General features: G+C 42.7%; 10 protein-coding genes and 2 rRNA genes. 7 read left to right on the top strand and 5 right to left on the bottom strand.

What is annotated here, in order from left to right:
• The 4 genes from ABMY45_RS07615 to ABMY45_RS07600 form a co-directional block, all read left to right on the top strand.
• Nucleotides 1–141 (top strand): 23S ribosomal RNA (locus tag ABMY45_RS07615); the annotation flags it as partial.
• An 87-nt stretch (nucleotides 142–228) separates the two neighbouring features.
• Nucleotides 229–343, top strand: a 5S ribosomal RNA gene (gene rrf, locus ABMY45_RS07610).
• A gap of 819 nt (nucleotides 344–1162) precedes the next feature.
• Nucleotides 1163–1777, top strand: coding sequence for a trimeric intracellular cation channel family protein (locus ABMY45_RS07605; protein WP_039492969.1), 615 nt, complete (start codon nucleotides 1163–1165; stop codon nucleotides 1775–1777).
• A 17-nt stretch (nucleotides 1778–1794) separates the two neighbouring features.
• Nucleotides 1795–3315: a YifB family Mg chelatase-like AAA ATPase gene (locus ABMY45_RS07600; protein ID WP_349288689.1), complete on the top strand. Its 1521-nt coding sequence runs from the start codon at nucleotides 1795–1797 to the stop codon at nucleotides 3313–3315.
• Nucleotides 3316–3358: 43 nt separating this feature from the next.
• Here ABMY45_RS07600 and ABMY45_RS07595 read toward each other — a convergent pair whose 3' ends face one another.
• Together ABMY45_RS07595 and ABMY45_RS07590 are read right to left on the bottom strand one after the other, a co-directional pair.
• Nucleotides 3359–4054, bottom strand: a complete 696-nt coding sequence (locus ABMY45_RS07595; RefSeq protein WP_010605961.1) for a response regulator transcription factor — start codon at nucleotides 4052–4054, stop codon at nucleotides 3359–3361.
• A 225-nt stretch (nucleotides 4055–4279) separates the two neighbouring features.
• Nucleotides 4280–6733: a prolyl oligopeptidase family serine peptidase gene (locus ABMY45_RS07590; protein ID WP_349288688.1), complete on the bottom strand. Its 2454-nt coding sequence runs from the start codon at nucleotides 6731–6733 to the stop codon at nucleotides 4280–4282.
• A gap of 166 nt (nucleotides 6734–6899) precedes the next feature.
• On the opposite strand from ABMY45_RS07590, the gene ABMY45_RS07585 reads away from it, so the two are divergent.
• Complete coding sequence (locus tag ABMY45_RS07585; protein WP_349288687.1) at nucleotides 6900–8027, top strand: hemolysin family protein; 1128 nt, start codon at nucleotides 6900–6902, stop codon at nucleotides 8025–8027.
• On the opposite strand, the gene ABMY45_RS07580 is transcribed toward ABMY45_RS07585, so the two are convergent.
• Complete coding sequence (locus ABMY45_RS07580) at nucleotides 8011–9219, bottom strand: EAL domain-containing response regulator (RefSeq protein ID WP_349288686.1); 1209 nt, start codon at nucleotides 9217–9219, stop codon at nucleotides 8011–8013. The genes ABMY45_RS07585 and ABMY45_RS07580 overlap by 17 nt on opposite strands.
• 210 nt (nucleotides 9220–9429) lie before the next feature.
• Between ABMY45_RS07580 and ABMY45_RS07575 the strand changes: the two genes are divergently transcribed.
• On the top strand, nucleotides 9430–10440 hold the full coding sequence (locus ABMY45_RS07575) for a site-2 protease family protein (RefSeq protein WP_130165074.1): 1011 nt from the start codon (nucleotides 9430–9432) through the stop codon (nucleotides 10438–10440).
• 30 nt (nucleotides 10441–10470) lie between these two features.
• On the opposite strand, the gene ABMY45_RS07570 is transcribed toward ABMY45_RS07575, so the two are convergent.
• Entirely contained in the window at nucleotides 10471–11784 is a 1314-nt protein-coding gene (locus ABMY45_RS07570; protein ID WP_349288685.1) for a TIGR00366 family protein, read from the bottom strand.
• Between the two features lie 220 nt (nucleotides 11785–12004).
• Here ABMY45_RS07570 and ABMY45_RS07565 point away from each other — a divergent pair, with 220 nt between their 5' ends.
• Nucleotides 12005–12232, top strand: coding sequence for a hypothetical protein (locus ABMY45_RS07565; protein WP_010376621.1), 228 nt, complete (start codon nucleotides 12005–12007; stop codon nucleotides 12230–12232).
• Nucleotides 12233–12235: 3 nt separating this feature from the next.
• Here the strand turns inward: ABMY45_RS07565 and ABMY45_RS07560 are convergent, their stop codons facing one another.
• Entirely contained in the window at nucleotides 12236–13180 is a 945-nt protein-coding gene (locus tag ABMY45_RS07560; protein ID WP_227387574.1) for an AEC family transporter, read from the bottom strand.
• Nucleotides 13181–13224: the final 44 nt, after the last annotated feature.

The raw sequence follows: 13224 nt of genomic DNA, 5'->3' as shown, positions 1-13224 counted from the left end.
AAGCAGGCCTCGAGATGAGTTCTCACTTTGACTTAGAGTCAACTGAAGGGCCGTTGAAGACTACAACGTTGATAGGCGAGATGTGGAAGTGCTGTGAGGCATTAAGCTAACTCGTACTAATTACCCGAGAGGCTTAACCATACAACGCCAAAGTGGTTTATAAGCGACAGAAGTTAATAGACTAAAGTAGACAAAGAATTTAATCGCTTTTCCGGATTTAAGAATTTGCTTGGTAAGCATAGCGTTTTGGACCCACCTGACTCCATGCCGAACTCAGAAGTGAAACAAAACAGCGCCGATGATAGTGTGGGATTTCCCATGTGAAAGTAGGACATTGCCAAGCACCTATTTAAAGAAAGCCCGATTCGAAAGAGTCGGGCTTTTTTGCTATTTGGGGTAAAGTACTTCCATGTAGCATCTCCCCTTCTCGCGTCCTTGCGCTCACTTCCTCGAACTGCGAAGCGGTGCTTCGGTTTCTCGTCACCCAAACTCAGAAGTGAAACAAAACAGCCGAAGGGTCGGCCTCGGTCAATGAGAGTGTGGATCACCCATGTGACTCTCTATTTAAAAAATGAGAACATCCTACTTCGTAGCGAGCCAGGGCCAAATAAGAGGTTGATGAAAAGCGTTCATCCATGAACTTCATCGACATTCGAACATCCATGTACATCAAAACCCGTTGCAGAGATGCGGCGGGTTTTTTGCTGTTTGGGGTATAGAGATTTGAGATATAGAAACCCTCACAAGCCAATCAACACATCGCGAGATAAACTCGCTCCCACAACATGAGCCTGCTGCCATAAAGTAAGCCATTCTGGTAGGAGGCGGTTTACCCGCCGATGGCTTGCAATGAAGTTCCGGAAAAAAACCATGTACATCAAAACCCGTTGCAGCAATGCGACGGGTTTTTTGCTGTTTGGGGTATAGAGATTTGAGATATAAAACCTCGCAAGCCAATCAACACATCGCGAGGTAAACTCGCTCCCACCATAGTATAATCATAGTGCAACATGGTAGATGGTTTATCCGCAAGCATTCATCCTAAACATTTCATAAAGTCACTTTTCTCACCACATTGAAAACTGTAAATATCGGCGATCCCACTACCTTTTGTGTGAGATCTTCGTTATGATTTTGCTTTTGTTTCACAACTAATTACGAAATGTCAGAACTCTATCATTGGTTTGATCTCTTGGGCGTCATGGTTTTTGCAATTTCGGGAACCTTAATTGCGCATAGTAAACATATGGATGGCTTTGGTGTGATTGTCCTTGCGACTGTAACTGGTATCGGGGGGGGAACATTACGAGACTTGATTTTAGATCAACCCGTTTTTTGGCTTCATGATACTAGCTATATTTACGCTATTTTATTTGCTGTCGCTGTGAGTATATGGTGGTTAAATCGGCATCAAAATATCCCAAGAACTGTACTGCAGGTTGCTGATGCCATTGGGCTTGCTTTTTTCGCTGTAATGGGAGTACAAAAGGCTTTAAGTATTGGAATGCCTGATACTACAGCTGTGATCATGGGCGTATTGACCGGGTGTTTTGGTGGAGTCATCAGAGACGTATTAGCTCGAGAAATCCCCCTTCTTTTAAAAGGAGAGTTATACGCGATCACCTGCATTTTTGGCGGGGTAGTCTATACTCAAGCAATTAAATTGGGCATGGCAACAGAGTACGTAATGGTATTATCTATGGCGGCAACCTTGTTATTGAGATTAGCAGCTATGCGATACCATTTGGTGTTACACGTATTTAACTATAAATATTAAGTAAGCAGGAGACATGGATGTCTTTAGCAAGAGTCTTCACTCGAGCACAAGTTGGTATTACCGCACCCGAGGTAATTGTTGAGGTGCACCTTAGCAATGGTTTACCTGCCTTTAGTATTGTTGGATTACCCGAAACCTCAGTTAAAGAAGCCAAAGAACGCGTCCGTAGTGCGCTTGTTAATGCTGGCTTTTTATTTCCAGAACAGCGTATCACAGTAAACTTAGCACCAGCAGATCTACCCAAAGACGGTGGCCGCTTTGACTTTGCAATCGCACTCGGTGTTCTTGTCGCATCAGGGCAGTTAGATAGCCATGCTATTGCTGATAAAGAGTTTTATGGTGAGCTTGCGTTAAATGGTGAGCTGAGGACGGTCACTGCGATTTTGCCATCTGTTATTGCAGCAGCGAAGGAGGGGCGAACTGCTTACCTACCTACTGGTAACGATGCAGTTGCGAGCCTTGCCGCTGATGCTAATCGTGTTGCTATAAGCTGCTTGCGTACAGCATGGTTAGGCTTAAGCGGCCAGCAATCACTTAGGTTTAATCAACTCTACCCAGACGATTTAAATATACAAGCTTCAGGTGGGAGCTTGCTGGATATGGCTGAGGTGAAAGGGCAAGAGGGGGCAAAGCGAGTACTAGAAATAGCCGCGGCAGGTGGGCATAACGTTTTATTTCTTGGTCCTCCTGGTACTGGAAAATCGATGCTTGCTCAGCGCTTACCTACGATAATGCCATTAATGACGGATAATCAGGCGTTAGAAACGGCTTCTATCTATTCCATACTGGGAAAAACCATCAGCCAATCAAACTGGAAAACAAGGCCTTTTAGAGCTCCACATCATACTTGCTCTGCAGTAGCCTTGGTTGGAGGCTCGTCAAACCCTAAGCCTGGGGAGATATCATTGTCAAATAATGGCGTTCTATTTTTGGACGAGTTACCAGAATTTGATAGGAAGGTACTGGATTCATTACGTGAGCCGATGGAAACGGGCATGGTAACGATTTCGCGCGCAGCTCGGCAAGTTGATTACCCTGCAAACTTTCAACTGATCGCAGCATTAAATCCCAGTCCTACAGGTTGTTACACTGACAAAAGAGCGTCTCCAGATCAAGTATTGCGCTATTTGGCTAAGATTTCAGGTCCATTTTTAGACCGAATAGATCTACAGGTAGAATTACCTCGTCTAAAAACAGAAGAGCTACAGTCACAGCATGATGGAGAGTCTAGTGCAATAATAAGAGCTAGGGTGGAGCAGGCCTATAAAACAGCTTTAGCACGTCAGGGAAAATGTAACGACCAACTGAGTGTAAAAGAGCTAAACCATATCTGCTATCTTGCTGATGCTGAAAGTTTATTTCTAGCAAAGGCAGCAGAAAAACTAAAGCTATCACCACGTTCATATCATCGAATAATCAAAGTTGCGCGTACCATAGCGGATCTGAGCTCTACACCTAATATTAGCTTGTCACATTTAAAGGAAGCGCTTAGTTATCGCGCGCTGGAGAGGTTGTTAGGTCAGCTAACACAGTATTAGCTAACGGCACTTCAATAGATAGGGAGTGTATTATTGGTAAAGGTTAAGCTGACAACATATAACCTTTACCGCGAACCGTAACAATGCGTTTTTGCTCTTTTTCATCGCCGAGTTTTTTGCGTAGTCGGCCAACTAAGACATCAACCGTTCTGTCACTTGGGCTCCAATCAGGTTGCCCAATGTCTTCTGAAATACGCTCTCTGGATGTTGCCCTTCCAGCATTGGAAATAAGACAAATCAACACTTTATGCTCTGCTTCGGTAAGTCGAGACTCAATGCCATGTTGATTGATTAAGGTACGGTTATCAGGGTGTAGTTTAAAGTCTGCATATTCAATAAATTCTTCCGATTCATCGTCTTTATTACCAACTAAACGTTTGTATAAGGCACGCATACGCAGTTCAAGCTCAAGCGTATCAACAGGCTTACAGACGTAGTCATCAGCACCTTGCGCAAGACCTGCGATTCTATCGGCTTGAGAGTCTCGACTAGAAAGCATGATGACACCAAGGTCTGATAAGGTATTAATTTCTTTCGCGAGTTGCAGGCCATCAGTGGCGGGTAAAACAACATCAACAATAGCAAGTGCAAATGGGTTTTGGGTTTGAGCTTGAATAAGCTCAAGCGCAGTAGCACCCGTATTGTCTACAGTGATACTGAACTCGGTATTTTCAAAGTGACTACACAGCCGCTTTGCTAAGAGTTCATCATCTTCAACTAATAAAACCTTTATGCTCATGTTTTCACTGTTAATTGTTGTTTAATTGTCGTAAATATAACACTGAGAGATCGCTGCTTGGAAGTGCATGAAACGAATTCTTACAACTCTGTATCTGGCACGTTAACCTGACAACCTAGTTCGATCAAGGGGAAACAGAGCTTTATTATTAAATTATATACAATGATGTGTTTGATTGCTGCTTCCATAAACAAAAAGGCGGCACAGAGTGCCGCCTAGCATTGATTACTTACCGTATAGATGTTCCCACCATTGTGGCTCTTTTTTTAAATGCTTGTCGAAATAAGCCAGCATGGTGTTCCACCAATGGAAGCGCTTGTCACGAGCAAAAATTTGATGATCTGCGCCTTTGTATTCGACCAATTCAACATCTTGGCCAAGGATCTTCAATGCGGTATACATATTATGACTTTCACCTGGCGGCACATTGGTATCCGCGTCACCGTGAATTAACAATAATGGTGTTGTTACTTTGTCTGCATTAAATACCGGGCTATGTTGTGAGTAAAGCGTTGGATTGTTCCAGGGGAAACTTCCTTTTGAGGCCTCGCCAGAATACAAATAACCCCACCAGCCTTGACCCCAGTATGAAGTAATATTAGAAATACCAGCATGTGAGATAGAAGCTGAGAACAAATCAGTTTTTGTTGTCAGCAGCATAGTCATGAAGCCGCCGTAAGAAGCGCCTAAATTACCTAAACGCTTGTCATCAACGAAAGGGTAGGCTTTCACAAACTCTTTGGTACCCATGATGATATCGTTAGCGGTGTGTTCACCCCAAGCATTGACGTGTTCTGCTGAGAACTTCTGACCGAAACCTGTCGCACCTGTTGGTTGCAAGACATAAACAACATAGCCATTTGCTGCCCATAAGTTAAATGGATAACGCCCTGTAAAGCCACGAGTCACTGGAGAAGTGCCGCCGTAATAATAAACGAGTGCTGGGTATTTTTTAGCTTTGTCTAAATCGTGTGGTAGATACACGCGGCCTTTAATCTCCACGCCTTCAGTATTGGTAAAATTAAACTCTTCTAGGTTGGCGATTTCTGCGTTCTGGTATGCGATATTTGCTGAGTCCCAGAGCGTGTCAGCTCGCTTATCTGAGGTTGACATGGTTTTTAACTGTTGCGGAGTTGATGCTGTAGTTCCCGTGAACAAGATCTCTGGGTTACGTTCACTAGACACAGAATAGTTCGCGACAACATCCAGCCCGGTGTTTAAGCGTTTGAAAGTAGACTTACTTTCGTCGAAGAAGAAAAGCTGTTGACGATCTTGGTCAGTCGCTTTTAGTACCACATCGCCATTATTGAGTACGGTAAAGCTGCCTATGGCTGGGTCAAAGTTTTTACTCAGTGCTTTTACATCGTTGCCTTTGCGATCTATCCAATAAAGTTGGCCGTCATAATTATTCGCGAGCATACCTTCAGGTAAGTTGCGCCCCGCACCTTCTGCAAAATCAGGACCTGCAGTTACATAAATACCATTTTTAGTGTATTGCGCGCCGCTAAACGTACGATACTGACCAATAACACTTTGCTGATTGTTTGATAGATCGATTTCTATTAGCTCTGTCAACATGTGAGGAGGTTGCGCGTAGTCTTGCTTATTACGCGTTGCTAAAACCGTGTTTGCTTGTGCGTCAAAGTCGGCCAAGCTGTGGCTTTGTGCGCCAACGGTCACAGGATTAAGTAGCCCACTTTTGATATCAAGTAAGAAGATTTGTGACTGGGTCCGGGCATATGACCATCTATCTTCTAATCCTTGATAATGTTTAGTCAGTTTGCCTTCTTCTTTGCCGCTGTTGGTCCAAGCAAAAATAAGCGTGTCATTATCAAAAAACTCGATACTATTCGCGCCATTGAGCTTAGTAGCAACTTGAGTACGTTTAAAGGTTTTTAGATCAAGGATGTAAGCTTTATTATCTTTTAAATAAGTGAGTTTGCTGCTGTCATCACGCCATGCAAAGCTATTTGCACTCATACCATCGAAACTGTAAAGCATGTCACCATCTTCATTGTATAAAGCAGTTTCGGTGATTGCTGAGTTGCCTTTTTCATCATCGTAGTGGCGGACGGTCGAAATGTAATATTCGCCGTTAGGTGCAAGTGAGATAGCACTCACCGTTGGAGCATCAAACAACTGCTTTGCAGACAGCGCTTTGGTTTGTTTTTCTGTTAGCGTGATAACGTCATGCGCTGCTTCGCCTTCAAAGCTGAGAGCAACCTTATTCCAGTCATTTACCTGCTCAGCGATAACGAGAATTTGATGATCGCCCTTGACGACATCAAGCTGAACCTCTTTAACACCGGAGACTGGCTCTCCATTTAGAAAAACTTTGGCTTTCTCGATGCCCTCAAGCTTTAGCTTACCTGAAACAAAACGTTCAGTAGTGAAATTAAATTTTAGAGCCTGCAATCCAGGTATCGTTAATTGTGTAGTTTTGTTTAGAGGCTGCCATTTGCTCTCATTATTGAATAGCGTTACCTGTTTGACGTCTTGTTGTAATGATGGTAGCAGGTTTTCAATAATTGCATCACGATGAGGCGTATCAGCTGGCTTTATTGTTGATTCGCCTGCGATGGGACCCAAAAATTGTATTTTTGATTCGTCTAATGGGCTTGCTGAAAGTTGTGTTGAGACTGCCGTAAATAGTAGAGTGACGGCTGTACGTAGTTTCATTTATGTGCGCCTATTGTAGGTAATTATACGATAAAACTATATCATAGTATTTTGAACCGGTTGTATTGCTGCGATAGACGTCCTAAATTTAATAGTCTGTGTTGATGAGCAACATAACGTATGCGGTTAAGCAAACACTTAGCGTTGAATAAAGAGGAGAATTTACTTGGTTTTATTATTAACCTACATGTTTTTGGCAATAGCTATCTCTTTTATCTGTTCGGTGATGGAAGCGGTGCTACTTAGTATTACGCCAAGTCATATAGGGATCTTAAAGCAAGACAATGATGCATTAGCATCGCGAGTTCAACGCCTTAAAGACAATATTGATCAGCCTTTATCTGCCATTCTAACGTTAAACACCGTTGCGCATACCGCCGGTGCTGCAGGGGTTGGCGCGCAAGCTGCTGTGGTATTTTCAGATGCAGCTGTTGGTATTGCGTCAGCGGTGATGACGCTACTGGTTTTGGTGCTATCAGAAATCATTCCGAAGACCTTAGGGGCGACTTATTGGCGCGGATTAACACCTATCGTTTCCAGTGTGTTGGTATGGCTAGTTCGAATATTGAAGCCATTTGTGTGGATGTCTGACCAACTTACAAAAGTGATAGGCCGTAAAGAAGATGAGGCTCACTATATTCGTCAAGAAATCGAAGCGATGGCGGAGATTGGCTCTGAAGCAGGTGCACTGCATCAGGACGAGACTGAAACCATTCGTAGTTTATTACGCTTTCGCCACGCCAAACTCGAAAGCATCATGACACCAAGAACGGTACTGTTTAAGGTGCATAAAGATATGACAGTGCACGAGTATTTGTCTGAGCATGGTTCGGTTGCTTTTTCTCGGGTGTTGGTATTTGATAAAAATACAGACGACATTATCGGCTTTGTGCACAAAAATGACATTATGCTTGCTTATCATAGGCTTGGAGAAGACTATAAAATTGGTAAGCTATCTCGCCCTCTTTATACCGTACCGGAAACGCTAGCTGCGCCAGAACTATTTAAAGCGTTACTGGCAAAGCGTCTACACATTGCGCTTGTTATTGATGAATATGGCGATGTACAAGGCATAGTGACTTTAGAAGATTTGCTTGAATCATTAATGGGAATGGATATTGTTGATGAGCGAGAGCAAACCACCAATATGCAAGCTGCTGCTAAGCAAAAGTGGCGAGAGCGCGTTGATAATCATGATAATTTGATTGAAGACAGCGACGAAGCTGAAGAAGCGTCTGAAACGCAAAGCGATGGAGAGGAAACTGCCTCTCCAGAGGTTAAGGGTTCGAATTAATCATACGCTGCCAAGAGTGTATCCACCCGACTAGGTCTGTTAGTGGTTTAGGTTTACTGATTAAAAAGCCCTGCATTAACAGGCTATGCTTGTAGCGGTCAAGGTATTGTAGCTCTTCAATCCGCTCTATACCTTCAGCTACTATGTCTAACTGTTGATTTTGCGCGATGTCGATTAAGCTGTCGATAAGTACCTGTGAAAAGCGATCGGATTCCACATGGGTTATCAAAGAGCGGTCGATTTTGATCTCGGTAAACGGCAAAGACTTTAATTGCTGAATATTGGTAAATCCAGTACCAAAGTCATCTAAAGAAATATCAAACCCTCGGATCCGTAACCGGTTCATTGTTTCCAGTTGAATAGACTGATTCATCGGTTGGTTTTCAGTAATTTCTAAAATGATATCACTAGGCTTTAAACGGTTTATTTCTAGAATAAGTGCCAGTTTATCTGGGCAGCTCAGATCATTTAATTGTACAGGTGATAAATTAAAGGCCATTTTAATCGGATAATTAAGCTCAGACTTGATTGTCTTAAACTCATCCGTTGCCTTTTCAAAAAGCTGGAAGGTAATGATATTGATTAGGTCGGTATCCTCGGCCACACCAATGAAATGATCCGGTAAAATAACTTCCTCGGTATTTTTAGACACAATACGGGCAAGCACTTCGACACTTTTTATCTTTTTGTCACCACGGTGAACCTTTGGCTGATAGTAAGGCGTAATTTCGTTGTGACTAATGGCGTGCAAAAGATCGCTTTCGGTCACTTTTTCAATGCGGCTACGTTTAACAGCAGTATACGTCTCCATTTTTTTGAGCATGCGCTCGACATCAACCAATTGTACGGGCTTAGAAATATTGCCGATAAGATGTGCATTGGACTGTCTGGCAAGGTTGGTTGCTAGATCAATAATCTTCTCGTCCATTTCGGAAATTATAATAATGCCGCCGGAGAACCTTAGCTCTCCCAGTTGGCGAATAAACTCCATGCCATCCATTTCGGGCATATTGAGATCTGTAAAAATGGCGTCAAATTGATGAGGAGTCTGCCGTATTTTTTCTACAGCATTCACCGCACTTGAGCAGGTTGTGACATGTTCAATGCCAAGCTCAGTCATAATAGCTTGCATTACGACGAGGATCGCGGGTGAATCATCTACTACCATTATCCGATGTTTTGCTAATGACATTAACAATTCCTTCGTATACCTTACCTCCTTAAAGTCTAGTACAAATAATTTAAAGTGCTCAAATCTCAAAATGCTTTAAAAGGTGATTTTTACTCAATTTGAAGCGCAATAATGACACTTTGCCTGCATTTTTCTAATTCAGATTTCGACAGAACTTTATGAAGCGGACGCTTTTAGCGATAATGCCCCAAATGACCTTTGGATCTGAATATGAATAGAGTCGAGCTTTCGCTAGCGGACAAAGCGGTATCTATCTTTTTTAACCAACAACAAGTAGTGCAGCTTTTTGTTGAGCAGCAAGCGATTACTTTTGAAGAGCAACATAATGGCATTTTCGCGACCATTGATGGACAAACACTGGCGGTAAATACAGAGCAGTTACCTCAGGGGTTACTTGGGATTGCAGTAAATGGAGCTGAACTTCAGTGGCTTGAAGTGAGCACTGAAACACCTAAAGAAAAACGCAGCTTATTTGGTTTGGCGGCATTGGGCTTGAAGTTATTTAAAAGTGCCAAAGTGGTCAAAGCTGCCTTGGCTGGTGCATCCGTGGCAGGGTACGCATGGCTATTTTCTTGGCAGTTTGCGCTTATGCTTGTGGCTTGCTTAGTCGTTCATGAATATGGCCACGTCCGCGCGATGCGCTATTTTGGAATTAAAACAAAAGGTATCTATTTGATCCCTTTTGTTGGTGGTCTGGCTGTAAGTGACGATAAGATCACGACCCGCTGGCAAGATGTAGTTATTTCGTTGATGGGACCGGCCTTTGGTTTGATAACCTCAATCCTTGGAGTGGTGTTGTATTACGCGACAGAGATGGAAATCTTTGCTGGTGTTGCAGTATTAAGTGCGCTGTTGAACTTATTCAATTTACTACCCATTTTGCCGTTAGATGGTGGGCATGTTCTAAAAAGCATAAGCTTTTCAATGCGCTCTTGGGTGGGGTTATTGGCGTGTATGGCAGGAGTATTATTCGGCCTTTGGATAAGTTACACCTTTGGCTTAATCCTACTGGTAATATTCATTTTGATTGGTAGTTTTGAAATCCTGATTGAGTGGCGTGGCCGTAATTATAGTCACTTATTACCCCTTGACCGATATGGGCAAGTGGTCAGCGCCATTATGTATATAGTTGTTATTACAGGTCATGTTGCGGTAATGATGCATTTTGCTGATTCAGAGAATCCAATCCTAAGCTTACCAATGAAAATTTTATCAAGTTAATCTGTGTAAGAAGGTGCATTACGCACCTTCTTACAGGGGCAGCAACAATAAAGTTGCGATAATTACACCCGTTACCAGCAATTGTACTAGGCAAAATCCCATAATATCTTTGGCTTTAAGACCTGCAATTGCAAGTACCGGCAGTGCCCAAAAAGGCTGGATCAGGTTAGTCCAAGCATCACCCCATGCAACTGCCATCGCGACTCTGGCTATGTCTGCATTAAGTGCTTCTGCTGCGGGAATAATAATTGGTGCTTGTACTGCCCACTGACCGCCACCTGAAGGCACAAATATATTTACAAGGCCTGCACTTAAAAAGCTCCACAGCGGTAATGTCCATTGACTGCTAATAGAAACAAATCCTTGAGATATTTGTTGCGCTAGTCCAGTTTCGACCATCATAGCCATGATCCCAGCATAAAAAGGAAACTGGATCACGATACCGGCACCACCTTGAATTGCTTGTTGTAGGCTATTGAGAATATTTGCAGGGGTTTTGTGTAGCAGCATGGCTAAGAACAAAAACAGGGCTATAACGATATTCAATGTCAATGTGCCTGCATTAAAAATAAAGTAAAAGCCCAAGTAGCTAAGACCGATTGCTCCTCCTAACATACCAAGCCATGAGGCATTTTCTAATTTTGCAGCCGGAGTATTGTGGGTACTGATATCATTACTTTGTTCAATGAGCTTTTCTTTATCAACAATAACTGCGTCATCATCTTTGGGAAGCATTAGTTTATTTATAAGTGGTAAAACGATAAAAATACTGAGTACGATGAGTAGGTTAAATGGTGCAAAGATTGTCTCTGAAGTGGTAACAATACCTATGCTCTTTTCACTAAAGTGCCCCGGAGTTGCGATAGTCAGGGGGACTGAGCCTGATAGGCCTGCGTGCCAAACAACAAAACCAGAGTAAGCACTAGCCACTAACAGGCGATAATCAACTTTCACTTTTCGAGCGATGGCCTTTGCAAACAAAGCCCCGACTACTAAGCCAAACCCCCAATTTATCCAGCTGGCGCTCATCGCAACAAAGGTGGTGAGTATAATTGCTTGAGAAGGAGTTTTAGCTAGGCCTGCGATACGGTCTAGCGCTTTCGCTATTGGAGGGGTAACAGCAAGCATGTGACCACATAATAAAACTAACAACATTTGCATCGCAAAAGTAAGCAGCTTCCAAAAGCCATTACCCCATGCCTCAAGCACCATGACAGGCGTTGCTGGAGTATACAATGTAGCGAGTACCATCACCAAAAAAGTGAGTAAAAGTACAATCACAAATGGATCGGGTAGATACTTGTCGACTAATTTTGTTAGCGGGGTGGTAAACTTGCCAAGCATAAGACATCCTGTTTTCATTATTATTTTATGTAAATCAAAGTGATTGAATTACGCATAATAATATAGCTAAACTTTAAGCTAAAAGTTAGTGGTTTAGGCTAACTTATAGTGAACAGAAAATAATGAGTTTCATTGGTTTCTTTTAAAATCAAAGCGTTAGGATTGGCATGAAATCTGATATATTAAAAAGAAAGACTTTAAGTAACTAAGAGAGGTAACTATGTCTGGACAAGGTTCTGGTGGTAATGTAATTGCAGCGATTTGTAACGTCTTTTTCCCTGGCCTTGGTCAGTTGGTTCAAGGTCGTATATTGGCGGCTTTAATCTTCGCAATTGTTGTTGTAGGTGGGTATGCACTGTGGTTTTTATTGGTTCCACCTGTGATTGCAGCCGTTTTCCATTTGTGGGCTATTATTGATGCTGCTAAGTATACGCCGCCTAGGTATTAACGGTTATACCAAAAAGTATAACCACCCAGTCAGGCTGATCATACTCAGCACAGTAGACAGCACAACGGTAGCCGCAAGCGTTGCTTGTTGGCTGTCGAGCTGCCTAGCAACAAGATAGGCATTGACTCCCAGCGGAGAGGCACTCATTAAAGTCACCACCTGAACTTGTTGAGTTGCCAATCCTAAATAAGTGGCAAAGAGATAAACCAATCCCGGTAGTAGTATCAGTTTTACTGCACTTAGCCATATTGCACCCTGTAACTTTCCCCGCACGCCATACTGTACCAAGCTCGCACCCAGAATAAATAGCGCCCCTGGAATGGCTGGTTTTGCCAACCAACTAAAGCTTTCATGTATTAAGCTTGGTAGTTTTAACCCTGCAATGTTTAATATCAAACCGCTCGAAATACTTATCACTATTGGATTGAGCAGCAGGGGTTTCACAATATCCACCTTATTTTTGTGTCTTGCTGCCAGTAAAAAAGTCATAAAAAACAGCATTGCACTGTGGAATGTAATAATCATAAATACCATGGCAGCGGCTTGCTCACCGAGTGTCATTAAGATAATCGGTAATCCGACTAACACGGTATTAGAGTAGGTGCCACTTAATGCTAATGCTGCACTGTCTGTTTTTGAACGATGTTGCGCTTTAAAGAGAAATAGGTATAAGCCTGCATAAGTCAGAGCGACTGGGAGATAAAAGGATAATAACAAGGGACCCGTCGCGAGGCTTTTCAGATCTGCTTGCACCATACTGCTAAATAACAGTACAGGAATACATAAATTAAAGATAAAAGTACGCAAGCCATCAAGCTGATTGATGGCGATAAAGCCAATCTTTGCACTCAAAAACCCAGAAATAACGATAAAGATGAGAGGAAATAAGATCTCAACAGGCGACATGCGTTGACCAACAATCGAGTGGTTAAAAGGTAATTCTATCAATGAATGCTTAGCGGACGCCACTTAGGTATAATAAAACAAGGTGA

The organism is Pseudoalteromonas sp. XMcav11-Q, from assembly GCF_040104525.1.
GTDB lineage: Bacteria > Pseudomonadota > Gammaproteobacteria > Enterobacterales > Alteromonadaceae > Pseudoalteromonas.
Note: the sequence above shows the minus strand (reverse complement) of the source record. Positions and strands in the feature narration are given on the sequence as shown.